The sequence below is a fragment of the Kluyvera sp. genome, from assembly GCF_965301105.1.
Map to the genome: position 1 here is coordinate 67,871 of NZ_CBDKZX010000004.1, position 26,199 is coordinate 94,069.

A 26,199-nucleotide genomic window follows, 5' to 3' on the forward strand; every position below is an offset into this window, starting at 1 on the left:
CCCGACGTTTACCAGGGGTAACGATTTTACCGCAGAGTTGGCATGATTGGTGTTTGCATGCTAATAAAGTTGCGTAACGAATTTTATCAGGTACAGTGTGACGCTTTCGGCAATCTGGCAACAGATTTGCTTGACATTCGACCGAATATTCTTCGTGCTATAGCTCCTGACGAAAAAAAGTCTGTGAACTCAGCCATCTGCGTGCTTACATCAAAAGCCGGTCAGTAAAGGGTTGATATCCATTGGCGTTGCCGCAACATACAAGGCTTGTCGCCAGTGGAACGTGGAACATGTGCGATGTATTCCTGGAAGAATCAAATTAGGTAAAGGTGAATATGGGTAAAGCTCTCGTTATCGTTGAGTCCCCGGCAAAAGCCAAAACGATCAATAAGTATCTGGGTAATGACTACGTGGTTAAGTCCAGCGTGGGTCATATCCGCGATTTGCCGACCAGTGGCTCAGCCAGCAAAAAGAGCGCAGACTCTACCTCCACCAAAAGGGCTAAAAAGCCTAAAAAGGATGAACGTAGCGCGCTTGTCAACCGCATGGGTGTTAACCCATGGCATAACTGGGATGCACAATATGAAGTGCTGCCAGGGAAAGAAAAAGTCGTTAACGAGCTGAAGCAGCTTGCTGAAAAAGCAGACCACATCTATCTCGCAACCGACCTTGACCGCGAAGGGGAGGCCATTGCATGGCACCTGCGGGAAGTGATCGGCGGTGATGAAACGCGCTATAGCCGCGTGGTGTTTAACGAAATTACCAAGAATGCGATTCGCCAGGCGTTTGAAAAGCCGGGCGAACTGAATATTGATCGTGTTAACGCTCAGCAGGCGCGTCGCTTTATGGACCGCGTCGTGGGGTACATGGTTTCGCCGCTGCTGTGGAAAAAAATCGCTCGCGGTTTGTCTGCAGGTCGCGTGCAGTCCGTTGCCGTGCGTCTGGTGGTTGAGCGTGAGCGTGAAATCAAAGCCTTCGTTCCAGAAGAATTCTGGGAAGTTGACGCGAATACCACTACGCCTGGCGGCGATGCTCTGGCGCTGGAAGTCACCCATCAGGGCGACAAGCCGTTCCGTCCGGTTAACCGCGACGAAACCATGGCGGCGGTCAGCCTGTTGGAAAAAGCCAGCTACAGCGTGCTGGAGCGTGAAGATAAGCCGACCAGCAGCAAGCCGGGCGCGCCGTTCATTACTTCAACGTTGCAGCAGGCTGCCAGCACGCGTCTGGGCTTCGGTGTGAAGAAAACCATGATGATGGCGCAGCGTCTGTATGAGGCGGGCTACATCACCTATATGCGTACCGACTCCACCAACCTGAGTCAGGACGCAGTGAACATGGTTCGCGGCTATATTAGCGATAATTTTGGCAAGAAATACCTGCCGGAAAATCCGAATCAGTACGCCAGCAAAGAGAACTCGCAGGAAGCGCACGAAGCGATTCGTCCTTCCGACGTTGCCGTGCAGGCGGAAGCGTTAAAAGATATGGAAGCGGACGCACAGAAGCTGTACCAGCTGATCTGGCGCCAGTTCGTAGCCTGTCAGATGACGCCGGCGCAGTACGACTCCACCACGTTGACCGTGAAAGCGGGCGACTTCAAGCTCAAAGCGCGCGGTCGTACCCTGCGCTTTGACGGCTGGACTAAAGTGATGCCAGCGCTGCGCAAAGGCGATGAAGACCGCACGCTGCCGATGGTCAACCAGGGCGACAAGCTCAGCCTGGTTGAACTGACGCCAGCCCAGCACTTCACCAAGCCGCCTGCGCGCTTTAGCGAAGCGTCTCTGGTGAAAGAGCTGGAAAAACGCGGTATTGGCCGTCCGTCGACCTATGCGTCGATTATTTCGACCATTCAGGATCGCGGCTACGTACGCACTGAAAACCGTCGTTTCTATGCCGAAAAAATGGGCGAAATCGTCACCGACCGTCTGGAAGAGAACTTCCGCGATTTGATGAATTACGATTTCACCGCGCAGATGGAAGACCACCTCGATCGCGTGGCGAATCACGAAGCCGAGTGGAAGCAGGTTCTGGACTTGTTCTTTGGTGATTTCACCAAGCAGCTGGAAACCGCTGAGAAAGCGCCGGAAGAGGGCGGCATGCAGCCGAACCAGATGGTGCTGACCAGCATTGATTGCCCGACCTGCGGACGCAAGATGGGTATCCGTACCGCCAGTACCGGCGTGTTCCTCGGCTGTTCCGGCTACGCGCTGTCGCCGAAAGAACGCTGCAAAACCACCATCAACCTGGTGCCGGAAAACGAAGTGCTGAACGTGCTGGAAGGCGACGATGCCGAAACCAACGCGCTGCGCGCCAAACGTCGTTGCCAGAAATGCGGCACGGCGATGGACAGCTACCTGATCGATCCGAAGCGCAAACTGCACGTCTGCGGTAACAACCCGACCTGCGACGGCTACGAGATTGAAGAGGGCGAGTTCCGCATCAAAGGCTATGACGGCCCGATCGTTGAGTGTGAGAAATGTGGCTCCGAAATGCACCTGAAAATGGGACGTTTCGGCAAGTACATGGCCTGCACCAACGACGAGTGTAAGAACACGCGTAAAATTCTGCGTAACGGTGAAGTCGCGCCGCCGAAGGAAGATCCGGTGCCGCTGCCGGAGCTGCCGTGCGAGAAGTCTGACGCTTATTTCGTGCTGCGTGACGGCGCTGCCGGGGTATTCCTGGCCGCTAACACTTTCCCGAAATCGCGTGAAACGCGTGCGCCGCTGGTGGAAGAGCTGTACCGCTTCCGCGACCGTCTGCCGGAGAAACTGCGTTATCTGGCCGATGCGCCGCAGCAGGATCCTGCCGGTAATAAAACGATGGTACGTTTCAGCCGTAAGACTAAACAGCAGTACGTCGCCTCTGAAAAAGACGGTAAAGCGACAGGCTGGTCAGCGTTCTTCGTTGACGGTAAATGGGTCGAAGCGAAAAAGTAACGTTCCACGCAAAAACTTCACAAAGGGCCGCATAGCGGCCCTTTTTTATAACCTCGTTATTATTTTTTGTTTCCATCTATACACACTTGCTATAAATGATATAGTGGTTATAGCAGATGCATTTCTTATGATTAAATCGTCTTTATGAGCGCTTTCTGAGTACAGACTGGATACAACCGCATGAAATTACAGCAGCTCCGCTATATCGTTGAGGTGGTCAATCACAACCTTAATGTCTCCTCTACCGCTGAAGGACTTTACACCTCGCAGCCGGGCATCAGTAAGCAGGTCAGAATGCTGGAGGATGAGCTGGGTATTCAGATTTTCGCCCGCAGCGGCAAGCATCTGACGCAGGTCACTCCGGCAGGTCAGGAAATTATCCGTATTGCGCGGGAAGTTCTGTCGAAAGTCGACGCCATCAAATCTGTGGCGGGCGAACATACCTGGCCGGATAAAGGCTCGCTGTACGTCGCCACGACTCACACGCAGGCGCGTTACGCCTTACCGGGCGTGATTAAAGGCTTTATTGAACGTTATCCGCGGGTGTCGCTGCATATGCATCAGGGCTCGCCAACCCAGATTGCCGAGGCGGTCTCCAAAGGCAACGCCGACTTCGCCATTGCCACTGAAGCGCTGCACCTGTATGACGATCTGGTGATGCTGCCTTGCTACCACTGGAACCGCTCGATTGTGGTGACGCCGGAGCATCCGCTGGCATCCAAAACGTCGGTAACGATTGAAGAGTTGGCGCAGTATCCGCTGGTAACCTACACCTTTGGCTTTACCGGGCGCTCCGAACTGGACACCGCGTTTAATCGCGCAGGCCTGACGCCGCGTATTGTTTTTACCGCCACCGATGCCGATGTCATTAAAACTTACGTGCGGCTGGGGCTTGGGGTAGGGGTGATTGCCAGCATGGCGGTTGATCCTATCTCCGACCCGGATCTGGTTAAGCTCGATGCTGACGGTATTTTCAGCCACAGCACGACGAAGATTGGCTTCCGCCGCAGCACCTTCTTACGTAGCTACATGTACGATTTCATTCAGCGCTTCGCCCCACATTTGACCCGCGACGTGGTCGACACCGCGGTAGCGCTACGCTCTAATGAAGACATTGAAGCCATGTTCAAAGATATTAAGCTACCGGAAAAGTAATCTTCCATGATTATCCGCCCCCGGGCATCGGGGGCGAAAAGGCTTATATTACCCCCCCCCAGCCCCTGATTTTTTTCCCCACATCGGCTCATTGCCGTGATTAAGAATTGTTTCTATTGGCAACATTGCAGCAAAAGTAGAAATAAATTTAACGTTAAGCAAACTTCTCTACTCAAATATTCCTTCACCGTCAAAAGAATAAATAAATCTCCCCTCAGCATTCGTAAAATCGCTGGATTTTTGCTTAAAATTTACTTAGGATTTATCTCAATGATGATTAGTTGTAACAATTAATTGGTGTGAAAATGATAAGTAATATCGATTGCGAGAGGCATGTAATGGCGTCAGAAAATAAAGAACCGGGCATGAAGCGCAAAGCATGGCTGAGCGTATTCCTGGGTTCCGCGCTGTTCTGGATTGCTGTCGCACTGCTGATCTGGAAGTTCTGGGGCTAAACATGCTGACGTCTGAACGTGTTAAACCGGCGAAGCCCCGCGCGCCGGCGGTAAAGAAACCCGTTGAGAATAATAATAAGGTCAATGTCCCGGACGAGTGGAAATTGACGCCTGAGCAAAAAGAGTTTATCGAACTGTTCAATCAGGATGAGAATAAGAAACAGTAACTCCAGGGTTATTGTCCATCTTTCTTCCCCTACCGATATATCCCGAAAATCCTTCTCCTGCTATTTATTTCCCTTCGTCTCTTTTTTAATAAAGCGTTGATGCATTTATCAATCTGAGCCCTTTTCCGGCGTGTTCGGGTCGTTGTGTTATCTTTAATAGAGGCTCTGAGGAGTGTCAGAGTGCTGCAATTCCCGTCATTTAAGGAGGAGCTATGTCGTCAACCCTACGAGAGGCCTGCAAGGAAACGCTACAGGTCGACAATAAAACCTACCGCTACTACAGCTTAGCGCTGGCCGCAAAGACCCTTGGCGATATTGACCGCCTGCCGAAATCACTCAAAGTTTTACTGGAAAATCTTCTGCGCTGGCAGGATGACGACTCGGTGACTGCCGACGACATCCAGGCGCTGGCCGGTTGGCTGAAAAACGCCCATGCCGACCGGGAGATAGCCTATCGTCCCGCTCGTGTGCTGATGCAGGATTTTACCGGTGTACCGGCAGTGGTGGACCTGGCTGCCATGCGCGAGGCTGTGAAGCGCCTCGGCGGCGATACCCATAAGGTGAACCCCTTGTCGCCGGTGGATTTGGTGATTGACCACTCGGTCACCGTAGATCGCTTTGGCGATGATGATGCGTTCGAGGAAAATGTGCGCCTTGAAATGTCGCGCAACCACGAACGTTACACCTTCTTACGCTGGGGGCAGCAGGCGTTCAGCCGCTTCCGCGTAGTGCCACCTGGCACCGGTATTTGCCATCAGGTCAACCTTGAGTACCTGGGGCAAGCGGTGTGGAGCGAATTGCAGGGCAATGAATGGGTGGCCTATCCAGACACCCTGGTCGGTACCGATTCCCATACCACTATGATTAACGGCCTGGGCGTGCTGGGGTGGGGCGTTGGCGGTATTGAAGCGGAAGCGGCAATGCTCGGACAGCCGGTCTCCATGCTGATTCCCGATGTCGTTGGCTTCAAGCTGACCGGCAAGCTGCGTGAAGGAATTACCGCCACCGACCTCGTGCTCACCGTCACCCAAATGTTGCGCCAGCTTGGCGTGGTGGGGAAATTTGTTGAATTCTACGGCGACGGTCTGGATTCGCTGCCGTTGGCTGACCGCGCCACTATCGCCAATATGGCTCCGGAATACGGGGCAACCTGCGGTTTCTTCCCTATTGATGACGTCACGCTCTCTTACATGCGCCTGAGCGGACGCAGCGATGCACAGGTCGCGCTGGTGGAGGCCTACGCCAAAGCGCAGGGCATGTGGCGGCACACTGGCGATGAGCCGGTATTCAGCCAAACGCTGGCGTTGGACATGGGCGATGTAGAGGCGAGCCTCGCCGGGCCGAAACGCCCGCAGGACCGCGTCGCGCTGGGCAACGTGCCGAAAGCGTTTAACGCCACCACTGAACTGGAAGTGAATGGCGCGGGTAAAGCAAAGCCGGCCGTCGCCTTTAGCCTCAACGGCGAGCAGTATGCGTTACCGGAAGGGGCGGTGGTGATTGCTGCGATTACCTCGTGTACCAACACGTCAAACCCGAGTGTGCTGATGGCCGCCGGGCTGCTGGCAAAAAATGCCGTTGCGCGCGGGTTGAAGCCGAAGCCATGGGTGAAAGCGTCGCTGGCACCGGGGTCGAAGGTGGTGTCGGAATACCTGGCCTATGCCGGGTTGACGCCATACCTTGACCAGTTGGGCTTTAACCTGGTTGGTTATGGCTGTACCACCTGTATTGGTAACTCGGGACCCTTGCCTGATCCGATTGAAAGCGCGATTAAACAAGGCGATCTGACCGTTGGCGCGGTGCTGTCCGGTAACCGTAACTTTGAAGGGCGTATTCATCCGCTGGTTAAAACGAACTGGCTGGCTTCGCCGCCGCTGGTGGTTGCCTATGCGCTGGCGGGTAATATGACGGTCGATCTGACGCTGGATCCCCTGGGAGAAGATAGTCAGGGGAGACCGGTGTACCTGAAGGATATTTGGCCGGGCAGCGATGAAATTGCGCGCGCGGTGCAGCAGGTATCGACCGATATGTTCCACAAAGAGTACGCGGCAGTGTTTGCCGGCACACCTGAGTGGCAGGCGATTAGCGTGCCAGCCTCGGACACCTACAGCTGGCAGAATGATTCCACCTACATTCGTCAGTCACCGTTTTTTGACCAGATGGGCGTCGTGCCGGAACCGGTGAAAGATATCCAGGGCGCGCGCGTGCTGGCGATGCTTGGCGATTCAGTCACCACCGACCATATTTCCCCGGCAGGGAGCATCAAGGCGGACAGCCCGGCAGGGCGCTATTTACAGGAAAATGGCGTCGCCACCCGCGACTTTAACTCCTACGGTTCCCGTCGCGGCAACCATCTGGTGATGATGCGCGGCACCTTCGCCAATATTCGTATCCGTAACGAGATGGTGCCCGGCGTGGAAGGGGGCATGACCCGCCTGCTGCCTGGAGATGAGGTGATGTCCATCTACGATGCGGCGATGCACTATCAGGCGCAGGGAACGCCGCTGGCGGTGATTGCGGGTAAAGAGTATGGCTCGGGTTCCAGCCGCGACTGGGCGGCGAAAGGCCCGCGTCTGCTCGGCGTACGGGTGGTGATTGCCGAGTCGTTTGAACGTATCCATCGTTCCAACCTCATCGGTATGGGCATTCTGCCGCTGGAATTCCCACAGGGCCAAAGCCGCAAAACGCTGCAGCTCACCGGCGAGGAACGGATCGATATCGCCGGGCTACAGCAACTGAAGCCGGGGGCAACGATCCCTGTCGTGCTAACTCGTGCAGATGGTCAGCAGCAAACCGTGCTGTGCCGCTGCCGTATCGATACGGCGACCGAGCTCACTTACTACCAGAACGACGGTATTTTGCATTACGTGATTCGTAATATGCTGAATTAAAAAAACGGGGCCGATGGCTGGCCCCAAAACAGACGATTGCAAAAGTAAACGCTAACGTGGCATGTAGAACGGAAGCAGTGCGATAGCGCCGCCTGGCGCTATCGCGAAAACGGATTATTTAAAGGTGTAGACCACCCCCATACGCAGACGGAACTGGCGTTCGGTGGACTTCGACGAGCGCCCTATATCGCCGAAAGTGACGTACGGTTTCCACTCTTTTTTATCACCCAGCAAGTAGTCGAATTGCCACTCCTGCTCATAGTCATAGTGCTGATTGCCCCATAATATTTCATCGCCGTGCTTATAGATAAATTTATAAGTGGTGGAGAATCGGTCCCAGGTGTAGCGCAAATAGATATCGCCACGGTTGACCGTACGGTGTTTGTTGGTGCTACAGGATTTATCACCATTATAGCCGCAGTCGGGATCGTTGGCGTAATCGGTCATTTCAAAACGGTACATCCCGCCGATGGCCCAGTTTTCATTAAAAGTATACCAGGGCACGAAACCAAATTTCCATTCGGTACGTTCGTTATTGAATTCTGGTTGAATTAACGGTGATATCTTGAAGTTGTCAAATATAAAAGCGCGGGAAAGAGTAAGCTCGACCGCATTGATCACCGGATCAGAAAACATCTTGTCTTTGGTGTCTTTGCCACCTGTTTTATATTTTGTTTCTATTGAGAAGTTAAAGTTATTCGGCAGGGCCGCTGACATGTTCAACTTGTCATAATGCGTCCGGTCGCGCGTTCGATATTCGTGTCGATAATCCAGACTTAGTGCTTTAATCGGTGATGAACCTTCCTCTGCCAGTGCAACCTGGCTAACTAATAAGACGCATCCTGCCATAAGGTATTTACGAGATAACATATTTTTCCTCTTATTTTTTAGACCACGAGATAAAGTCGTACATAAATTCTCCGCCCTGGAGTCGGAAGGTGACGGTATTATTGCCATTAACCATCTTGTCCGCGGGCAGTTCTATTTTTTCGTTATGGTATTTACCGCTACGGGTTGCGCCACGGTAAATAGCCTTATCGTTTTCGTATGCCAGCGTTTTAATGGCTTTATTATTTAACAACACCTGCATGACGGGTTTGGTTGGGTGGTCCATACCGAAGTTACTGACGGCGGCGAACGCGACGTTTAAATAACGGGGCTGACGATCGGCGGTATCGCTAAAGCGAATCGACCAATCGCCGGGCTGGGTCTGCGCGTAATACCAGTCCTGATGCGGGTCGCTGCGTCCGATATCGAACGTCAGACTGGCGGGGACGCGATGCTGCCACTGCCAGCCTCGCGGAGCATTGCCGAAGCGGAACTCGCTGGCTGAACGGTCGGACTGGCCGATGGACCACAGCGGCGCGACGAAGGGCGGCAGCGTAATGTCAGCCAGCACCGTGACATCATCCTGAATGTTGACCGTAGTGCTGTACAGCAGCCCGGGGCGCTGGCCTTCGCTGGCATAAACATCAAGCCGATACTGGCCTTTTACCACGTTGTTGAAGGCGATTCGGCCCTGCGCGTCGCTGGTGCTGCTCCAGGCATATCCCAGGGTCTGGACATCGGTCGGCTCGGTGAGCGAGGAACTGAGGGTGACATTGACCTTTGTCGGCGAGAGCACTCGGCCAAGCACTTCAGCGCGTTGGGTGCTATAGCGGTCGTCTTTCACCCACGTGTAGGGCCAGGCGCGCTGTTCGGCTAGCGCCTGACGCTGGACGTCCTGTTTCAGCGTTTCGGCATCGCCCTGATTGAAGTACATAAACCATGGGCCGTATAGCTTCTGCCAGCCCGGCGGCGCAATCATATCGGGAGAGCCAAGGTGCGCGCCGGTCAGGTAGTTGAGGACGATGGCATCCTGATGAACCAGCAACTCTTGCTTGTTGCTGTCGCCGGAAAAGTACTCCGGTGAGGCGGGAATCAGCCATGCGCCGAGCCCATCGCCATAGACTCCCCAGAAAGGCAGCTGTCGCTGATAGCCGGCGAAATCATACTTGCTATAGACATCACCAGAGGGTAAACGCCAGGTTTCATCCTGGATTTTGGGTAACTTTTCTAATGCGCTATACAGCAAAGGAATACCATCGCGCTGGCCGTTAAACAGATGATTCAGGCGCAGAGGGTCAAAGCGATATACCACCCTAAGCTCACTGATTAATACCGGTTTGGGTGTTTTATTTTCCGCCACGACGTAGCTATAAAAGCCACTGCTGCCTTGCGGAATAATATAGTGATATTCCAGCGCTAGCTTTTCTGGGTTTTCTCCCTGAAACATGATGTGCAGCCGCTGCGGAGTATTTTCAATGAGCGTAAATTTGTCGGCAATAAATGGCGTAACGCGCCCTGAGTGATAATCAAGGTAACCGCTGCGAATTTTATCAGGGTCGCGCTGGGTGCCAGATAAATGTGCCAGCAGATTATTACTGCCCATCTCCAGGCGGGTGATATTTCCCGATGCTGCAAGGGTGATTTTCAATTTGCCATTATCAATAAGATATTTATCTTGCTGTTGTTCAAACTTAACGGCCCATGCCGGTGATATTGCCGTGGAGAGCAATATCGCCAGAATAGATGCAGTAGACGTTAGCCTCATATTATTCACTCTTGTGGATAGCTGTGTCGGAACAGTTAATCATCTATGACGTCATTAAAACCTTTATAAAATAACCAGCCACAACCCTGTTTTTGTCGGAAATACAAAGAATGGGGTTTAATCGCTTAAGAATGTGAGCATTCCTGTGATTATTAATGATAACGCTGCAACCTTGATTAATGCGTCACTCGTCGCCGTATTTTGTCCTTATTTCAAAGGTTATTTCCTGACGCCGTTGGCATGCTGATGTCTGCGTCTGGGAGGACTGCTTCACAGACGCGCTGACATTCTGAGCTGTCAGCCCATCGTCCACGCCTGATATTGAGGAAACTATGGCCAAGGGTGATATCACTCCGCTTACTTTTACCACCGAAATCGATCCGGTGACCGGCGTTCGCGTTATGCGCTTAACGCCACTGGGGCGCATTTTTCATCGCAACTATTTCTATCAAAAGTGCTTTTTACAGGGAGGAACACAGCTGCTGATTGGCGGCGTTGAACAGGGCAACTGGAACTACTGGCTGCTCGATCTTGAGCAGAGCACGCTGCGCCAGCTCACCGATGGGGCTGGCGATAATAGCTTTGACGGGTTTATCACTGATGACGATAGCGCGCTGATCTTTATGCGCCACAACCGGCAAATCGTGCGTGTAGAGCTGGATACCTTGCAGGAACAGGTACTGTACCAACTGCCTGCCCAGTGGGTAAGCACCAGTGCCTGGGCGCCCGACAGCAGTGGCCGAAAAATGATCGGCATGTCGCTGTCGGCGGAAAGTTACCTGCCGTTGCACGACTGGAGTGATTTCCAGCGACAGTATCATATGAACCCGACCACCCGCTGTGAAGTGATCGACCTTGCTTCCGGTCGCAGCGAACAACTGTTTGAAGAGCCGCGCTGGTTAGGACACCCCGGCTTTCGCCCCGGCGATATCGATACCATCATGTACTGTCATGAAGGACCGCACGATCTGATTCGCAACCGTATCTGGTTGCATCAGCGCCAGACGGGGCTTTCCGCGCCGGTGAGCCAGGACGAAGAGGAAACCTTTACCCATGAGTTCTGGGTGCCGGACGGTTCGCGCATTATTTTCGTCTCCCTGCATAAAGAGACGCATCAGCGCCATATCTGCCAGACGTTGGCGGGCAGCACGCAGCGCGAAAAAGTCATGCCGATGCCCGCTTGTTCACATCTGATGAGCAATTTTGATGGCTCGCTGCTGGTGGGCGACGGCTGCGGAACGCCGGTGGATCTCACCGACGAGGGCGGTTATGCGGCGTTGACAGACCCCTGGCTCTATCTGTTTGCGCCGGGCGAGAAGCAAACGCGGCGGATTGTTCGCCACGATACCTCATGGCGAGTGATTGACGGCCAGTGTCAGGCAAGTCATCCACACCCGTCGTTTAGCCCGGATCTGCGCCACGTACTTTATACCTCCGATCGCGAGGGATTACCTGCCGTTTACCTGGCGGATGTCTCCGCACTGCTGACAGGACATTTATGATGAAAAAAATAGCACTCTCGTTGCTGCTGGCCTGCGGCGGCATATTTTGCATTGCGCCGGCAATGGCGGAAGATAGCGACAGCGTAACCCTGCGCGTCTCCTGGTGGGGGGCGAACTCGCGTCACCAGAATACCCTGAAAACCATTCGCGCCTTTGAGCAGGCGCATCCCAACATTAAGGTGAAGGCTGAATATACCGGCTGGGATGGTTTCGTTTCACGCCTCTCCACCCAGATAGCAGGGAAAAATGAACCGGATGTCATGCAGCTTGACTGGAGCTGGATACAGGTGTTCTCACGATCCGGTGATGGCTTTTACGATCTCAATCAGCTCAGCAAAGAGGTCGGGCTGGAAAACTACGCGGGCAAGCTGGGGACCGTGACGGTGAACGGCAAAGTGCAGGGGCTGCCCGTTTCGCTGGTGGCGCCCATTCTCTACTACAACACCGAAACCTGGAAAAAGGTCGGGCTTGCCTATCCGAAAACCTGGGATGAGCTGTACGCCGCCGGAAAGATTTTTAAAGAGAAGCTTGGCGACAATTACTATCCGGCTATAGTCACCACTTCAATGGAACTCATTAATTCGTGGATGGTGCAGAAGTACAACCAGCCGATGCTCAACGAAAAAGGGGAGTTTACCTACAACGAGGCGCAGTGGCTGGAATTTGTCAACGTCTATCAGAAACTGGTGAACGAACACGTCCTGCCAAGTCAGAAGTATATTCAGTCGTTTGGTAAAGCGCAGCCGTTTGAAATGAAGCCGTGGATCAACGGTGAATTCGGCGGCTCTAACCTGATGAGTTCGGCAGTCGCAAAGTATGAAGATACCCTGGCGCCACCGGCAAAACTGGAAGTGGGTCCCTATCCGCTGCTGCCGGGGGCGAAGGATGCCGGGTTATTTATCAAACCGTCGATGATATTCGCCATTAGCCGCAACACGAAGCATCCCAAAGAGGCGGCGATGCTGATGGATTACATGTTTAATCAGCCGGAAGGCGTCGCGCTGATGGGGCTGGAAAGAGGCTTCCCGGTGAGTAAAGCGGCGGCGGAATACGTGATGAAAAACAATATGGCGCAGCCGAACGATCCGGTGATTACCGGCCTTAAGCTGGTGGAGAGCATGCCGTCGGATAACGTCTACGTCTCGCCGTACTTTAAAAACCCGGAGATCGAACAGTACTGGCTGGATCTGACCCAGCGGATTGACTACGGCAAAATCAGCGCTGAAGACGCCGCCAAAGAGTTCGAGCGCACCGCCAAACGCGCGCTGCGCAAACATACACCGATGAAATAAGAGGTTTTCATGGACAGAGAGCAACTGCAGTTTAGCGCGGAACAGACGGTGCAGATGACGGAAAAGCTGATTGACGCGCTGGTGAATATTCGTGATGAGAACGGCGCATTTCTCATGACGCTGGCGGATGGACGGGTGGTCGATACCAAAGGGTGGGGCGGCTGGGAATGGACTCACGGCATCGGTCTGTATGGCCTGTGGCAATACTGGCTGCAGACGCGTAACCCGCGCTGGATGGCAATCATCGAACAGTGGTTTACCGACCGTTTTCGCGAAGGCATGCCGACCAAAAACGTCAATACTATGGCGCCAATGCTGACGCTCGCCGCGTTGTATGAAGAGACGGGCCACTCGCCATGGCGGCGTTACATCGACATCTGGGCCAACTGGGTGATGCATGACATGCCGCGTACCGAGCTGGGTGGCCTGCAGCATATGACCTTCAATTTCGCGCATCATCAGCAACTATGGGACGATACGCTGATGATGAGCGTGATGCCGTTGGCGAAGGCCGGGCTGGTGCTCAATCGTCCACGGTGGGTGGACGAGGCTAAGCGTCAGTTCCTACTGCATTCGCAGTACCTGTGCGATGCGCCGACCGGTCTGTGGTATCACGGCTGGAACTTTGAGGGGCGCCATCACTATGCTAACGCGCTCTGGGGGCGCGGCAACAGCTGGGTGACGGTGGCCATCCCGGACTTTATCGAGATGCTCGACCTGCCGGAAGGCGACCCGGTGCGCGAGTTCTTGCTGGGCCAGCTAACGCGGCAGGTAGCGGCTCTGGCGCAGCGGCAGGATAGAGAAAGTGGGTTATGGCACACGCTGCTGGATGACCCGAACTCTTATCTGGAATCGTCGGCTTCGGCGGGGTTTGCGTATGGCATTCTGAAAGCGGTACGTCTGCGCTATATCGATAAACGTTTTCTCGCGACGGGGATTGCCGCAGCGGAAGGCGTGATGCGGCAGATTAACCCGCAGGGTGAACTGGCAAATGTTTCTTTCGGTACAGGGATGGGTAAGGATCTTGACTACTATCGCAATATTGAACGTACCACCATGCCTTATGGACAGGCGATGGCGATGCTGGCGTTGATCGAGTATCAGAACCTGTTTATCTGAACCATGAACGGCGCTCCGGTCTATGACTGGAGCGCGCTGCGGTGGCTGATCAGCGGGAAGAGACCATATTTGCGCACCGTGCGCGGCGGTATGCCGAAGAAAAGCTTAAAGCGATGGGAAAAGTAGTTACTGTCGTTAAAACCGCACAGATAGGCGATATCGGTAATAGATTGCTCAGAGGTAACCAACAAATTCATCGCATGACACAAACGCACGTGAGTAATGTAGTCATTTGGCGTCAGGGCGGTAATCGATTGGACTTTACGTTCCAGCATGCGTTTCTGAATATTAAATTTTTGTGCCAGATAATCGATGCTTAATTTGTCATTTGCATAATTGTGATGTAAGTAATTCAATAAATATATGATTGAATCTTCTTTTACGCAATTATCAGCCGCCTGGCTAATATGGCCGCGCTGCAAAAATATCGCCAGCTGAGTAAACAATGTTTCCAGCATGAGTGGTTGATGCGCCAAATTATGGCTTAATTCTTCATTTAATAGGTTGGTGTAAAATGTACTGTGCACAATGGTCTGGTGGGTGGCCATAAACTGTTTTTCAGGCGCAAAGTCAGCAAGCAGCGTCAGTAGCGTGTCAGTGAGAAAGGCGGGGCGGATCAAAATATTGAGCAGGGAAAGTTTTTCTACTTTCTCAAAATAGTGCTCTTCATGAGGCGCCACCACGAACACCGAACCACGACTGATGGGCCAGGAGATACCGTCAATGACGTGCATGCCGCTTCCTGAGGAGACGCAGACCATTTCGTAAAAGTCATGGGCGTGCAGCGGGCAGATGTCCTGGTCAGCGATGTGCTTGATCATCAATGACGCGTTATCCGGTGAATAGGTTGCGTGCCGACGTAGTGCCATGGCAATAGCCTTCATGGAAGTTGAGATTATTTCTCGACTATAGGATTTTATTACAAAGAAATGAAATGTTTTTTCATTAATTTGCGAGAGTTCACAGCTAATTTTTATTAGCTAATATTGAATGTGATAAAGATCACTGCCTCGTCCATCGCGACGATGCGCGATACAGTACGTCTTTATTATATTAGAGGAATCTATGAACGAGAATAAGTTATTAGGTCTGGCATGGATATCACCCTACATAATCGGGTTGCTGGTGTTTACCGCCTTCCCGTTTATATCGTCATTTTTATTAAGTTTTACCCAGTATGATTTGATGAGTCCTCCGCAATTTACCGGCATCGAAAACTATCGGTATATGCTGACGGAAGACTCACTGTTCTGGAAATCGATGGCGGTGACCTTTGTCTACGTTTTTTTGACCATTCCGGTGAAACTGGCGTTTGCGCTGGGTATTGCCTTTGTGCTCAATTTTAAACTGCGGGGCATTGGTTTTTTCCGCACCGCGTACTACATCCCGTCGATTCTCGGCAGTTCGGTGGCTATCGCGGTACTGTGGCGCGCGCTGTTCGCCATCGACGGCCTGTTTAACAGCATGCTGGGCGTGATTGGCGTCGATCCGATCAACTGGCTGGGCGAACCGTCGCTGGCGCTGATTTCGGTCACGCTGCTGCGCGTGTGGCAGTTTGGCTCGGCGATGGTTATCTTCCTCGCGGCGCTGCAAAACGTACCGCAATCGCAGTACGAAGCGGCGATGATCGACGGCGCGACGAAGTGGCAAATGTTCCTCAAGGTGACCGTGCCGTTGATTACGCCCGTCATTTTCTTCAACTTTATCATGCAGACCAGCGGGACCTTCCAGGAGTTCACCGGCCCCTATGTGATCACCGGCGGCGGCCCAACCTACTACACCTACTTGTTCTCGCTCTACATCTACGATACCGCTTTCAAATACTTTGATATGGGCTACGGCGCAGCGCTGGCGTGGGTGCTGTTCCTGGTGGTAGCCGTCTTTGCGGCGATTGCCTTTAAGTCTTCGAAATACTGGGTGTTCTACTCTGCCGATAAGGGAGGCAAAAATGGCTGAGTTGCAATCCGTTTTATCTACCAAAGAGGAAGCTGCGCGCGAAGTAGCTCGTACGCTGCGCCGTGAAAAAATCAGCCGGACCGTGCGTTACGTTATTTTGCTGGTCGTGGGGCTGATGATGCTTTACCCGCTGGCGTGGATGTTCTCGGCATCGTTCAAACCGAACCACGAAATCTTCACCACGCTGAATCTTTGGCCGTCGCACGCCACCTGGGACGGCTTTATTAACGGCTGGAAAACCGGTACCGAGTACAATTTCGGTCACTACATGATCAATACCTTTAAGTATGTGATCCCGAAAGTCATTCTGACCATCATTTCCTCCACCGTCGTCGCCTATGGTTTTGCCCGCTTCGAGATCCCGTGGAAGAAGTTTTGGTTTGCTACGTTGATTGCCACCATGCTACTGCCGAGCACCGTACTGCTGATCCCGCAGTATCTGATGTTCCGCGAAATGGGCATGCTGAACAGCTATCTGCCGCTGTACCTGCCAACCGCTTTCGCCACGCAAGGGTTCTTCGTCTTCATGCTGATTCAGTTCCTGCGCGGCGTACCGCGTGACATGGAAGAAGCGGCGCAGATTGACGGCTGTAACTCCATCCAGGTGCTGTGGTATGTGGTGGTACCGATTCTGAAGCCGGCGATTATCTCCGTCGCCCTGTTCCAGTTCATGTGGTCCATGAACGACTTTATCGGCCCGCTGATCTACGTCTATAGCGTTGATAAGTACCCGATTGCACTGGCACTGAAAATGTCCATCGACGTCACCGAAGGGGCGCCGTGGAACGAAATTCTGGCAATGGCGAGCATCTCCATTCTGCCATCCATCATTGTGTTCTTCCTGGCGCAGCGCTACTTCGTACAGGGCGTTACCAGCAGCGGAATTAAAGGTTAAGAGGGATATATCATGGCTGAAGTTATTTTCAACAAACTGGAAAAAGTGTACTCCAACGGCTTCAAAGCGGTACATGGTATCGACCTGAAAATCGCAGAAGGTGAGTTTATGGTTATCGTCGGTCCGTCCGGCTGCGCCAAATCCACCACCCTGCGTATGCTGGCTGGCCTGGAAACCATCAGCGGCGGCGAAGTCCGCATCGGTGAGAAGATCGTCAACAACCTCGCGCCGAAAGAGCGCGGGATTGCGATGGTGTTCCAGAACTACGCGCTGTATCCGCACATGACCGTGCGTGAGAACCTGGCGTTTGGCCTGAAGCTGAGCAAAATGCCGAAAGATCAGATCGACGCCCAGGTAAACGAAGCGGCGAAAATCCTCGAGCTGGAAGAGCTGCTGGACCGTCTGCCGCGTCAGCTCTCCGGTGGTCAGGCACAGCGTGTGGCCGTAGGCCGCGCGATTGTGAAAAAGCCGGACGTGTTCCTGTTCGATGAACCGCTGTCTAACCTGGACGCCAAGCTGCGTGCCTCCATGCGTATCCGTATTTCCGACCTGCACAAGCAGCTGAAGAAATCCGGCAAGCCGGCCACCACCGTTTACGTTACCCACGATCAGACCGAAGCGATGACCATGGGCGACCGTATCTGCGTGATGAAGCTTGGCCACATCATGCAGGTAGATACCCCGGACAACCTATACCATTATCCGCAAAATATGTTTGTGGCTGGCTTTATCGGCGCGCCGGAAATGAACATCAAACCGGCGAAAATCGTCATAAAAGACGACGGCCTGCATATTACTGTGGGCCATGACACACTGCCTCTGAGCGCTCAGCAGCAGAGTAAAGTGGCAAACTACGTTGATAAAGACGTCTTTTTCGGCATTCGTCCGGAATATGTTACCGTCTCCACTCAGCCGTTTGCTCAGGGCTGTGGACGCGGGACGCTGATTCGCGCGGAAAATATGGGGCACGAATTCTTCCTCTATCTACAGGTCGGCGAATTTGAGATGACGGCGCGGATGCCCTCGGACGAGGCTAAAGGGATTCTCGACGCTGGCCTGCATAGCCAGGTATGGTTCCGTTTTGAGATGGAGAAGTGTCACATCTTTGATGCGCAGAGCGAGCAGAATATCTCGCTGTAAGGCAGGAAAAGGTTGCCGTTTTAAAGCAAAACGGCAACCACGGCATTACTTACTCAGCAGATGCCCCATTTTCGCCGCTTTGGTGTCGAGATAGTGGGCATTTTTCGGGTTACGCCCGACAATCAGCGGCACACGTTCCACAATATTGATGCCCGCTTCGGTCAGAATTTCGACTTTTTTCGGGTTGTTGGTCAGCAGACGCACCGCGTCGACGCCCAGCAGTTTGAACATATCGGCACACAGGGTGAAGTCGCGTTCGTCGGCGGCAAAACCGAGCTGGTGGTTGGCCTCTACGGTATCGTAGCCCTGATCCTGCAGTGCGTAGGCGCGAATTTTATTCAACAAGCCAATGTTACGGCCTTCCTGACGATGATAAAGCAGAATCCCACGGCCTTCTTCCGCAATGTGCGACAGCGCGGCCTCAAGCTGGAAACCACAATCACAGCGCAGGCTAAACAGCGCGTCGCCGGTTAAACATTCCGAGTGTACCCGCGACAGCACCGGCGTTTGCCCGGTAATATCACCAAAAACCAGTGCGACGTGATCGTGCCCGGTTGCCAGTTCTTCAAAGCCCACCATCAGGAAATCGCCCCAGGGGGTTGGCAGTTTGGCTTCTGCCACACGTTTAAGCTGCATGTGATTCTCCAGATTATGTTAGCGTCAGCGACGCCTTCTGTTTTCCTTATTTTGCCACAACGTGCTTTACTTCACCTAATCGTGCGCGGGTGACCGCCGGTAAAGCGCACAAAATTGAACATTTATGAGGTTTTCGCGCGGTAACCTCGTTGAAAAAAGGAAGAAAAATGTCGACCATCGCCCGACGAACGCTTATTGGCGCCATCCTGCTTTTACTGATGCCATTGACGGTCTGGTTCTCCGGCTGGCAGTGGCTGCCGGGGCCGAGCGGCTGGTGGCTTCAGGCGCTGTATGCGGTGACGGAAACGGTCACCCAGCCGTGGGGAATTATCACTCATCTGCTGCTGTGTACGTTGTTTCTCTGGGCGCTAAGGCCACGCCTTCGTGGGGCAATCATCCTGGCGATCATTCTCAGCGCGGCGGTGCTTCTGGGGCAGGGCGCAAAATCGCTGGTTAAAGGGGTGGTACAAGAGCCGCGACCGTTTGTTATCTGGCTGGAAAAAACACAGCAAATTCCGGTCGAGCAGTTCTACACTTTAAAGCGGGGCGAACGTTCGGCGCTGGTGAAAGAACAGCTGGCACAACAGCATGATATACCGGGTTTTTTGCGTCATCACTGGCAAAAAGAGACCGGTTTTGCCTTTCCGTCCGGGCACACCATGTTTGCCGCAACCTGGGCACTGCTGGCGGTTGGGTTGCTGTGGTCGCGTCGTCGGGCGTTGGCGGTGGCATTCCTGATGGCCTGGGCGGTCACGGTGATGGGCAGTCGCCTGCTGTTGGGAATGCACTGGCCGCTGGACCTGATGATGGCAACGGTCATGTCGTGGCTGCTGGCGACGCTCGCCAGCTGGCTGGCGGTGCGGTACTGTGGACCGTGGAAAAAAGAGACATAAAAACAGGGCGCGATACGATGAAAAGGGGAAAAGGGTTGATTTTCCGCACGCTAACCCACAGATCTAAGGCTTGCGGAACGCTTTTCCATTTCGTCGTCGCGGTGAAGATGTTATTTTATAAGGCTAGGTGCTGTGTCGCCACTGCAGAAGCCGCATAACGGGAAGTAATGTGAAATACCTACTCATTTTTTTATTGGTGTTAGCGATTTTCGTCATCTCAGTGACGCTGGGTGCGCAAAACGATCAGCTTGTGACCTTCAATTATCTGTTGGCACAGGGTGAATTCCGAATTTCAACGCTGCTGGCGGTGCTGTTTGCCGTGGGCTTCGCCATTGGCTGGCTGGTCTGCGGCCTGTTTTGGCTGCGCGTGCGCGTCTCGCTGCTGCGTGCCGAACGTAAAATCAAACGTCTGGAACATCAACTTGCCCCTGAGACGGCCACTACGGTAGCGCCGGAAGTTCCGGCGGCGAAGGAATAATCATCTATGCTGGAGTTGTTGTTTCTGCTTTTACCCGTCGCCGCCGCCTACGGTTGGTATATGGGCCGCAGAAGTGCGCAACAGTCCAAACAGGACGAAGCGAACCGCTTGTCACGTGATTACGTGGCAGGGGTGAACTTTCTTTTAAGCAACCAGCAGGATAAAGCGGTTGACCTGTTCCTCGATATGCTCAAAGAGGACACCGGTACCGTGGAAGCGCACCTGACCCTGGGCAATCTGTTCCGCTCGCGCGGCGAGGTTGACCGGGCTATCCGCATTCACCAGACGCTGATGGAAAGCGCTTCTCTCACTTACGACCAGCGCCTGTTGGCGGTACAACAGCTTGGCCGCGACTATATGGCCGCCGGGCTGTACGATCGTGCGGAAGACATGTTCAACCAGCTGGTCGACGAAACCGATTTTCGTATCAGCGCGCTTCAGCAGCTTCTGCAAATCTACCAGGCGACTAGCGACTGGCAGAAGGCGATTGATACCGCCGAACGCCTGGTGAAGCTGGGTAAAGATAAGCATCGTGGCGAAATCGCGCATTTCTGGTGCGAACTGGCGCTTCAGCAGATGGGTAACGACGAGCTGGATAAAGCCATGTCGCTGCTCAAACGCGGTGCGGCGGCGGACCCTTCCAGCGCTCGCGTCTCTATTGGGATGGGGCGAGCGTGGATGGCGAAAGGTGATTACGCCAAAGCGATGGACAGCCTGCTACGGGTGATTGACCAGGATAAAGAGCTGGTCAGCGAAACGCTGGAAATGCTGCAAACCTGCTATCAACAGTTGGGTAAAGAGAAGGAGTGGGAACATTTCCTTCAGCGCTGTGTGGAAGAAAACACCGGTGCGACGGCAGAACTGATGCTGGCGCAGGTGGTTGAGCAGAGCAAAGGCGGCGACGCGGCGCAAACCTACGTCACCCGCCAGCTCCAGCGTCATCCCACGATGCGCGTGTTCCACAAACTGATGGACTACCATCTCAACGAAGCGGAAGAAGGGCGCGCGAAAGAGAGCCTGATGGTGCTACGCGATATGGTTGGTGAACAGGTGCGCAGCAAACCGCGCTACCGCTGTCAGAAATGTGGTTTTACGGCCTATACGCTGTACTGGCACTGCCCGTCGTGCCGCGCGTGGTCGACCATTAAACCGATTCGCGGACTTGATGGTCAGTAATTTATAAAAAACTATCCACTTAGTTACAACATCCTTTAATTTCCCCAACCGTTGCCGCCTCTGCCATTGTGCCTGCGGGGTCACGCAGGTAGAATGCTGCCCGTTTACCTTTTCTGCACCGCGCGTGCCCATCAACAAGAAGGTCCAGTCATGTCCGTTGCTTCATCTTCTTCTCGTGTTACCACATCTTCTCCCGTTGTTGTCGCCCTCGACTATGATAATCGTGACAAGGCGCTGGCCTTCGTTGACCGTATCGACCCGCGCGATTGCCGTCTGAAAGTCGGCAAAGAGATGTTTACGCTGTTTGGCCCGCAGCTGGTGCGTGATTTACAGCAGCGCGGTTTTGATATCTTCCTGGACCTGAAATTCCACGATATTCCAAACACAACGGCGCACGCGGTTGCGGCAGCGGCCGATCTCGGCGTGTGGATGGTAAACGTGCATGCCTCCGGCGGTGCGCGGATGATGACCGCCGCGCGTGAAGCGCTGGTGCCCTTTGGTAACGATGCGCCGCTGCTGATTGCGGTCACCGTGCTGACCAGCATGGAATCCAGCGATCTGCAGGATCTGGGCATTACCCTGGCGCCGGCGGATTACGCGGCGAAGCTGGCGGCATTGACCAAAAACTGCGGCCTGGATGGCGTCGTTTGCTCGGCGCAGGAAGCGGTTCGCTTCAAGCAGGAGCTGGGGCAGGCGTTCAAACTGGTGACGCCGGGGATTCGTCCGGCGGGCAGCGCGGCGGGCGATCAGCGCCGTATCATGACGCCGGAGCAGGCGCTGGCGGCGGGCGTTGACTATATGGTTATTGGCCGTCCGGTGACTCAGTCTGCCGATCCGGCGCAGACGCTGCGCGACATTAACGCATCATTAAATCTGGGGGCGTAATGAGCGATTCTAACAGCCGTCTGGTTTATTCCACGGAAACCGGGCGTATTGACGAACCTAAAGCCGTTGCGGAGCGCCCCAGGGGGGATGGCATCGTACGCATTCAACGTCAGACCAGCGGGCGTAAAGGAAAGGGCGTATGCCTGATTACCGGGATTGACCTGGATGACGACGCGCTGGCGAAACTGGCGGCTGAGCTGAAGAAAAAATGCGGCTGTGGCGGCGCGCTGAAAGATGGCGTGATTGAAATTCAGGGCGACAAACGCGACCTGCTGAAAACGCTGCTGGAAGCAAAAGGTATGAAGGTGAAGCTGGCAGGCGGTTAAGGCGTCCTCCTGGTCAGATTGCCAAACGACCAATGAAAAGGGCCCCGAACATTGTCGGGGCCCTGATAATCGTTCTGAATTAGCTTATTTACCAACCTGGTGGCCGATGATCCCACCGACCGCCGCACCGCCCAGAGTACCCAGCGCGCTACCGTCGGTTAACACAGCGCCACCGATGGCACCTGCACCGGCGCCCAGTGCGGTATTACGATCGCGTTTGGACCAGTTAGAACATGCGCTCAGCGACATGACCAGCGTTACTGCTACCATCGCGGCAGCCATTTTCTTGCTCATTGAAGTCATTTTATTTCTCCTGAATATTCTATTCACGGAAGAGCACCTTAAGTATAGCCATTGCCAGAGGTTTCTCCTGTGAAGCTTGTTGCGCAGGTTGTAAATTTTATTGCTAAAAGTCACGTAAGTGATAGTTACTTCCTGTTATATCGCTAACATTAATTTTACGATTTCGTGATGTCGCTGACAGGTAAAAAGTCTTAATTCCGGGGTCGGAAAACTCTCATAGCGAGGCGGGAAGGGGAAACAAGAAACCCGATGCGGCGACACACCGGGTTGGGTCAATCAGGGACGTGGCACAATATTCACAGTCAAACCGGACTGCTCAAGCTGTAGCTGCTTTTCCGTTGCCAGATTATCGTCAGTAATCACCCGGCTGAACTGGTTCATCGGCCCCAGTGCATACGGATGAATGGCGCCGAATTTCGAACTGTCGCTCAGGACAATCGCTTCGCTACCTTTCTCCAGTACCGCGTTGACGATATCTGCGCGCATCATGTCGCGGCCGGTAAACCCGGTTTCCGGTTGCCAGCCGTCGATACCGATAAATGCTTTGCTGAAGTGTACCTGCTGAATGTACTGACGCGTCAGCGGGCCAACCATGCTTTCACTTTTCTTCTGATAAATGCCGCCCAGCAGAATCACTTCTCCCGGCGTCTCTTTCAGCAGATGGGCGATATAGCTGCTGACGGTGATAATGGTGATGTCTGGTTGCGTCGCCAGCGCACGCGCCAGCAGGGCATTGCTGCTGCCGTTTTCGATAAACACCGTTTCGCCGGGCTGCACCAGAGACGCGGCAAACTCGGCCAGTTCGCGCTTGAGAGCGAAGTTGTTCATCATGCGCGTTTCTACGTCTTCGCTATCCAGCGGGACCGCGTAACCGTGGGTACGGCGCAGATAACTCTGCTTTTCCAGCAGATTCAGATCCTGACGAATCGTCACTTCCGAAACGCCGGTCATTTTTGCCAGGTCGGCAACGCTCATGCGGCCTTTATCGATGACCAGTTGTAAAATTGTTTGCTGTCGGGCATTCATAATAAATCGATCAATTTCTCTACGCGAAGGCGGCTGTCAGGCTGAGCACCGCTGTTCGCTGGGCAAAGGACGTCAGATTTCCCACGGGGATTTAGGCTGACCTGTTCTGTTGTCGCGTTCGTCCGCGGCGTGAGCCAGCAGTTCTGCTTTTAATATTTCCAGATTGTTGATGGCGGAGTGGGTGTCACCGCCGACCAGAATATCCAATACGGTATCAATACGTTTGGCTACCTGACGCGCATCGAGCTCGGACATGGTGGGATCCTGTTGATAAATTCGATTGAAATCAATGATGCAAAATTTACAGACAAAAGAGAAGTGAAAAAAAGGCTTACCTTATAACCCCTGACGCGCCTCCAGCCAGCGTTCCAGTTCGGCAGCGGGCATAGGGCGGGCAAAATAGTAGCCTTGCCGCTCGTCAACGCCATTTTGCACCAGGAATGCGTCGTCGTCAGCATCCTCCACCCCTTCGGCAATAATGCGCAAATTAAGCGCACGGGCGACGGCAATAATCGCCAGCGCCAGCGACTGGGAAACCGACTGTTTATGCACATGATGCACAAAACTATGGTCCAGCTTGATAGTATCGATGGGGAAACGCGCCAACTGCGACAGCGACGAATAGCCGGTACCGAAATCGTCGAGGTGAATCTGCGCGCCGAGTGAGCGAAACTGTTGAATGACCTCCAGAGCCTGGTCAGCATTATCAATCAGGCAGCTTTCGGTCAGCTCAATATCTATCGGGCATTCAGAAAAGTGTTGAGCCTTAAGCGCCTGTTTAAGGTCGCTAAAAATGGATTGATCGACCAACTGGCGCGCCGAAACGTTGACGGCCACGCGCAGATGAATACCGCGGTCTCGCCAGTAAGCCAACTGACGAATGGCTTCAAGCATGACCCAGCTCCCCAGCGGCACAATCAGCCCGGATTCTTCGGCGTAAGAGATAAAGTCGAGCGGCGGAATTAACCCGCGCTCTGGCGAATTCCACCGTACCAGCGCTTCCAGACTCTGAATTTCGCCGTTTAGCGCCACTTTGGGCTGATAATGGATGACCAGTTGATCGCTTTGCAGCGCTTTGCGCAGGTTAGTATCCAGCCACAGATATTCGAACACCCGCTGATTCATTTCGGGGGAAAAGACGCTGAAGCGTCCGCGGCCTTTTTCTTTCGCGGTGTACATCGCAGTGTCGGCATTGCGAATCAGGCTCTCACGGTCTTCCCCGTGCTGCGGTGCGAGCGAAATGCCGAGTGAACAGCCGCTGTAGACCTCAATCAGGCCGATACGAAACGGATCGCGTAGGCGGGTCAGCACCCGTGACGCCATCGCCTCCAGCGCGCATTGCGAGGTATTCACCGCCAGGACGATAAACTCGTCGCCACCGAGCCGCGCCAGCGTCTGGCCGTCTTCCAGACAGCTTAAAATCGACAGCGCGACAGACTGCAACAGCTGGTCGCCAAAGACGTGGCCGTAGGCATCATTCACCTTCTTGAAGTTGTCGAGGTCGAAATAGACAAGACCCACCTGATGGTCGCCCTGACGGTTATCCATCGCGCGGCCAATCAGTTCATTGATCGCGTGCCGATTGGGCAGGCCAGTAATGGTGTCAGTATTGGCCAGCACCCGCAGACGCTCCTGGGCTTTGCGTTCCTCGGTAATATCGGTTCCGGAACAGATGAGAAAGATCTCGTTTTTGCCGCTGCCACTGTGTACAAAGCGGTTGCGAAATAAAAACAGGCGTGAGCCTTTACGCGTTTTGATCCAGCGCTCAACTTCATACGGCCCGCCGTTGGTAAAAAAACGGCTGACGTTTTCCCGCGCCGCTGCGGCTTCCGGGGCCGACATAAACAATTCGAACGCCGTTTTACCGATGACGTCCTGTTCTTTGAGGCCGGTATACTCTTCGCATAAGCGGTTGAAGCGCTGAATTTTGCCTTCTCTGTCGAGAATGACGATCACGGCGTTGGCTTCCGATACCACCTGTTCGGCAAACAGCAGGCCTTGTAACAGATCGCGGGCGACGGAAGAGGTATCAAACCAGGAAGAGGCGGTACCGGCCCATTCGGTACCACTGACCTTGCGGCCAATTAAATGCAGAGGGACGTCATAGCCGTTAAGCTGAATATTCAGGGCGATGCTGGACGTGGTAACGCTCATGGCGCGAATACGGCTGGCGTTTTCGTCACTTAACGGAACGGCAAAGTCGGCATTCGCATCGGGATCCGTCCCTAAAAGCAGCGTCGGTTCGGCACGCGACAAACGCCAGTAGAGGCTGGTTTCGCTGGAGTTTGGGTCGAGCAGATTTTGTGCCAGAGACTTGACCATACCTTCCTCTCGTCCATCTGCGTGCGGATGCCATGGTATTCAGTGTGAACGTTTTTCGG

24 protein-coding genes are annotated in these 26,199 nt (G+C 53.8%); 16 read left to right on the forward strand and 8 right to left on the reverse strand.

What is annotated here, in order from left to right; translation table 11 throughout:
• Positions 1 to 335 precede the first annotated feature (335 nt).
• From topA to acnA, 5 genes are all read left to right on the forward strand, one after another.
• Complete coding sequence (topA, locus tag ACW14G_RS02830) at positions 336 to 2,933, forward strand: type I DNA topoisomerase (protein WP_455648469.1); 2,598 nt, start codon at positions 336 to 338, stop codon at positions 2,931 to 2,933.
• A 180-nt stretch (positions 2,934 to 3,113) separates the two neighbouring features.
• Positions 3,114 to 4,088, forward strand: coding sequence for an HTH-type transcriptional regulator CysB (gene cysB / locus ACW14G_RS02835; protein WP_035892921.1), 975 nt, complete (start codon positions 3,114 to 3,116; stop codon positions 4,086 to 4,088).
• A 305-nt stretch (positions 4,089 to 4,393) separates the two neighbouring features.
• A complete protein-coding gene (locus tag ACW14G_RS02840; RefSeq protein ID WP_419058771.1) occupies positions 4,394 to 4,543 on the forward strand; it encodes a YmiA family putative membrane protein in 150 nt (49 codons plus the stop codon).
• Between the two features lie 2 nt (positions 4,544 to 4,545).
• Positions 4,546 to 4,710: a hypothetical protein gene (locus ACW14G_RS02845; protein WP_163448896.1), complete on the forward strand. Its 165-nt coding sequence runs from the start codon at positions 4,546 to 4,548 to the stop codon at positions 4,708 to 4,710.
• Positions 4,711 to 4,922: 212 nt separating this feature from the next.
• Positions 4,923 to 7,598: an aconitate hydratase AcnA gene (acnA, locus tag ACW14G_RS02850; RefSeq protein WP_249021932.1), complete on the forward strand. Its 2,676-nt coding sequence runs from the start codon at positions 4,923 to 4,925 to the stop codon at positions 7,596 to 7,598.
• 114 nt (positions 7,599 to 7,712) lie between these two features.
• On the opposite strand, the gene ACW14G_RS02855 is transcribed toward acnA, so the two are convergent.
• Positions 7,713 to 8,468: an oligogalacturonate-specific porin KdgM family protein gene (locus ACW14G_RS02855; protein WP_065357582.1), complete on the reverse strand. Its 756-nt coding sequence runs from the start codon at positions 8,466 to 8,468 to the stop codon at positions 7,713 to 7,715.
• A 10-nt stretch (positions 8,469 to 8,478) separates the two neighbouring features.
• Positions 8,479 to 10,191, reverse strand: coding sequence for a polysaccharide lyase family protein (locus tag ACW14G_RS02860; protein ID WP_419058769.1), 1,713 nt, complete (start codon positions 10,189 to 10,191; stop codon positions 8,479 to 8,481).
• 332 nt (positions 10,192 to 10,523) lie between these two features.
• On the opposite strand from ACW14G_RS02860, the gene ACW14G_RS02865 reads away from it, so the two are divergent.
• The 3 genes from ACW14G_RS02865 to bglB are packed head-to-tail and all read left to right on the forward strand — an operon-like array spanning position 10,524 to position 14,104.
• The gene (locus ACW14G_RS02865) at positions 10,524 to 11,693 is read left to right on the forward strand and encodes an oligogalacturonate lyase family protein (protein ID WP_163448916.1); all 1,170 of its coding nucleotides are present in this window, start codon (positions 10,524 to 10,526) and stop codon (positions 11,691 to 11,693) included.
• Positions 11,693 to 12,985: an ABC transporter substrate-binding protein gene (locus tag ACW14G_RS02870; RefSeq protein WP_249023329.1), complete on the forward strand. Its 1,293-nt coding sequence runs from the start codon at positions 11,693 to 11,695 to the stop codon at positions 12,983 to 12,985. Before ACW14G_RS02865 ends, ACW14G_RS02870 begins: the two co-directional genes overlap by 1 nt.
• 9 nt (positions 12,986 to 12,994) lie before the next feature.
• Complete coding sequence (bglB, locus tag ACW14G_RS02875) at positions 12,995 to 14,104, forward strand: beta-galactosidase BglB (RefSeq protein ID WP_249021930.1); 1,110 nt, start codon at positions 12,995 to 12,997, stop codon at positions 14,102 to 14,104.
• A gap of 20 nt (positions 14,105 to 14,124) precedes the next feature.
• On the opposite strand, the gene ACW14G_RS02880 is transcribed toward bglB, so the two are convergent.
• Positions 14,125 to 14,973 (reverse strand): helix-turn-helix domain-containing protein, encoded by an 849-nt coding sequence (locus tag ACW14G_RS02880; RefSeq protein WP_167576052.1) that lies wholly within the window; start codon positions 14,971 to 14,973, stop codon positions 14,125 to 14,127.
• Positions 14,974 to 15,169: 196 nt separating this feature from the next.
• Between ACW14G_RS02880 and ACW14G_RS02885 the strand changes: the two genes are divergently transcribed.
• The 3 genes from ACW14G_RS02885 to ACW14G_RS02895 are packed head-to-tail and all read left to right on the forward strand — an operon-like array spanning position 15,170 to position 18,095.
• Entirely contained in the window at positions 15,170 to 16,060 is an 891-nt protein-coding gene (locus tag ACW14G_RS02885) for a carbohydrate ABC transporter permease (RefSeq protein WP_163448919.1), read from the forward strand.
• Complete coding sequence (locus tag ACW14G_RS02890) at positions 16,053 to 16,955, forward strand: carbohydrate ABC transporter permease (RefSeq protein ID WP_455648470.1); 903 nt, start codon at positions 16,053 to 16,055, stop codon at positions 16,953 to 16,955. The genes ACW14G_RS02885 and ACW14G_RS02890 overlap by 8 nt, the downstream gene beginning before the upstream one ends.
• A gap of 12 nt (positions 16,956 to 16,967) precedes the next feature.
• A complete protein-coding gene (locus tag ACW14G_RS02895) occupies positions 16,968 to 18,095 on the forward strand; it encodes an ABC transporter ATP-binding protein (protein WP_455648471.1) in 1,128 nt (375 codons plus the stop codon).
• A gap of 45 nt (positions 18,096 to 18,140) precedes the next feature.
• On the opposite strand, the gene ribA is transcribed toward ACW14G_RS02895, so the two are convergent.
• Positions 18,141 to 18,731, reverse strand: coding sequence for a GTP cyclohydrolase II (gene ribA / locus ACW14G_RS02900; protein WP_035896308.1), 591 nt, complete (start codon positions 18,729 to 18,731; stop codon positions 18,141 to 18,143).
• Between the two features lie 167 nt (positions 18,732 to 18,898).
• Here ribA and pgpB point away from each other — a divergent pair, with 167 nt between their 5' ends.
• The 5 genes from pgpB (at position 18,899) to yciH (ending at position 22,489) form a co-directional block, all read left to right on the forward strand.
• Positions 18,899 to 19,624 carry a phosphatidylglycerophosphatase B gene (gene pgpB, locus ACW14G_RS02905; protein WP_249021929.1) on the forward strand — a complete coding sequence of 242 codons (726 nt, stop codon included), beginning with the start codon at positions 18,899 to 18,901 and terminating at the stop codon, positions 19,622 to 19,624.
• Positions 19,625 to 19,793: 169 nt separating this feature from the next.
• Positions 19,794 to 20,102 carry a LapA family protein gene (locus tag ACW14G_RS02910; RefSeq protein WP_163448923.1) on the forward strand — a complete coding sequence of 103 codons (309 nt, stop codon included), beginning with the start codon at positions 19,794 to 19,796 and terminating at the stop codon, positions 20,100 to 20,102.
• A gap of 6 nt (positions 20,103 to 20,108) precedes the next feature.
• Positions 20,109 to 21,278, forward strand: coding sequence for a lipopolysaccharide assembly protein LapB (gene lapB, locus ACW14G_RS02915; protein ID WP_249021928.1), 1,170 nt, complete (start codon positions 20,109 to 20,111; stop codon positions 21,276 to 21,278).
• 150 nt (positions 21,279 to 21,428) lie between these two features.
• The gene (gene pyrF / locus ACW14G_RS02920; protein WP_191091005.1) at positions 21,429 to 22,163 is read left to right on the forward strand and encodes an orotidine-5'-phosphate decarboxylase; all 735 of its coding nucleotides are present in this window, start codon (positions 21,429 to 21,431) and stop codon (positions 22,161 to 22,163) included.
• Entirely contained in the window at positions 22,163 to 22,489 is a 327-nt protein-coding gene (gene yciH, locus ACW14G_RS02925; RefSeq protein ID WP_163448926.1) for a stress response translation initiation inhibitor YciH, read from the forward strand. The genes pyrF and yciH overlap by 1 nt, the downstream gene beginning before the upstream one ends.
• 84 nt (positions 22,490 to 22,573) lie before the next feature.
• On the opposite strand, the gene osmB is transcribed toward yciH, so the two are convergent.
• From osmB to pdeR, 4 genes are all read right to left on the reverse strand, one after another.
• Positions 22,574 to 22,792 carry an osmotically-inducible lipoprotein OsmB gene (gene osmB, locus ACW14G_RS02930; RefSeq protein WP_064545993.1) on the reverse strand — a complete coding sequence of 73 codons (219 nt, stop codon included), beginning with the start codon at positions 22,790 to 22,792 and terminating at the stop codon, positions 22,574 to 22,576.
• A gap of 276 nt (positions 22,793 to 23,068) precedes the next feature.
• Complete coding sequence (yciT, locus tag ACW14G_RS02935) at positions 23,069 to 23,818, reverse strand: DNA-binding transcriptional regulator YciT (protein ID WP_163448927.1); 750 nt, start codon at positions 23,816 to 23,818, stop codon at positions 23,069 to 23,071.
• A 72-nt stretch (positions 23,819 to 23,890) separates the two neighbouring features.
• The gene (locus ACW14G_RS02940) at positions 23,891 to 24,073 is read right to left on the reverse strand and encodes a YciZ family protein (protein ID WP_249021927.1); all 183 of its coding nucleotides are present in this window, start codon (positions 24,071 to 24,073) and stop codon (positions 23,891 to 23,893) included.
• 81 nt (positions 24,074 to 24,154) lie between these two features.
• A complete protein-coding gene (pdeR, locus tag ACW14G_RS02945) occupies positions 24,155 to 26,140 on the reverse strand; it encodes a cyclic di-GMP phosphodiesterase (protein WP_419057594.1) in 1,986 nt (661 codons plus the stop codon).
• Between the last annotated feature and the right edge of the window lie 59 nt (positions 26,141 to 26,199).

Coding starts and splice junctions, on each gene's coding strand:
- ACW14G_RS02940 (WP_249021927.1), bottom strand. CDS start 24,073: ATGTCCGAGCTCGATGCGCGTCAGGTAGCCAAACGTATTGATACCGTA.
- ribA (WP_035896308.1), bottom strand. CDS start 18,731: ATGCAGCTTAAACGTGTGGCAGAAGCCAAACTGCCAACCCCCTGGGGC.
- ACW14G_RS02880 (WP_167576052.1), bottom strand. CDS start 14,973: ATGGCACTACGTCGGCACGCAACCTATTCACCGGATAACGCGTCATTG.
- ACW14G_RS02890 (WP_455648470.1), top strand. CDS start 16,053: ATGGCTGAGTTGCAATCCGTTTTATCTACCAAAGAGGAAGCTGCGCGC.
- ACW14G_RS02870 (WP_249023329.1), top strand. CDS start 11,693: ATGAAAAAAATAGCACTCTCGTTGCTGCTGGCCTGCGGCGGCATATTT.
- pyrF (WP_191091005.1), top strand. CDS start 21,429: ATGTCCGTTGCTTCATCTTCTTCTCGTGTTACCACATCTTCTCCCGTT.
- pgpB (WP_249021929.1), top strand. CDS start 18,899: ATGTCGACCATCGCCCGACGAACGCTTATTGGCGCCATCCTGCTTTTA.
- bglB (WP_249021930.1), top strand. CDS start 12,995: ATGGACAGAGAGCAACTGCAGTTTAGCGCGGAACAGACGGTGCAGATG.
- ACW14G_RS02840 (WP_419058771.1), top strand. CDS start 4,394: ATGATAAGTAATATCGATTGCGAGAGGCATGTAATGGCGTCAGAAAAT.
- ACW14G_RS02895 (WP_455648471.1), top strand. CDS start 16,968: ATGGCTGAAGTTATTTTCAACAAACTGGAAAAAGTGTACTCCAACGGC.
- acnA (WP_249021932.1), top strand. CDS start 4,923: ATGTCGTCAACCCTACGAGAGGCCTGCAAGGAAACGCTACAGGTCGAC.
- pdeR (WP_419057594.1), bottom strand. CDS start 26,140: ATGGTCAAGTCTCTGGCACAAAATCTGCTCGACCCAAACTCCAGCGAA.
- osmB (WP_064545993.1), bottom strand. CDS start 22,792: ATGACTTCAATGAGCAAGAAAATGGCTGCCGCGATGGTAGCAGTAACG.
- yciT (WP_163448927.1), bottom strand. CDS start 23,818: ATGAATGCCCGACAGCAAACAATTTTACAACTGGTCATCGATAAAGGC.
- ACW14G_RS02845 (WP_163448896.1), top strand. CDS start 4,546: ATGCTGACGTCTGAACGTGTTAAACCGGCGAAGCCCCGCGCGCCGGCG.
- ACW14G_RS02860 (WP_419058769.1), bottom strand. CDS start 10,191: ATGAGGCTAACGTCTACTGCATCTATTCTGGCGATATTGCTCTCCACG.
- ACW14G_RS02885 (WP_163448919.1), top strand. CDS start 15,170: ATGAACGAGAATAAGTTATTAGGTCTGGCATGGATATCACCCTACATA.
- cysB (WP_035892921.1), top strand. CDS start 3,114: ATGAAATTACAGCAGCTCCGCTATATCGTTGAGGTGGTCAATCACAAC.
- ACW14G_RS02865 (WP_163448916.1), top strand. CDS start 10,524: ATGGCCAAGGGTGATATCACTCCGCTTACTTTTACCACCGAAATCGAT.
- lapB (WP_249021928.1), top strand. CDS start 20,109: ATGCTGGAGTTGTTGTTTCTGCTTTTACCCGTCGCCGCCGCCTACGGT.
- ACW14G_RS02855 (WP_065357582.1), bottom strand. CDS start 8,468: ATGTTATCTCGTAAATACCTTATGGCAGGATGCGTCTTATTAGTTAGC.
- topA (WP_455648469.1), top strand. CDS start 336: ATGGGTAAAGCTCTCGTTATCGTTGAGTCCCCGGCAAAAGCCAAAACG.
- yciH (WP_163448926.1), top strand. CDS start 22,163: ATGAGCGATTCTAACAGCCGTCTGGTTTATTCCACGGAAACCGGGCGT.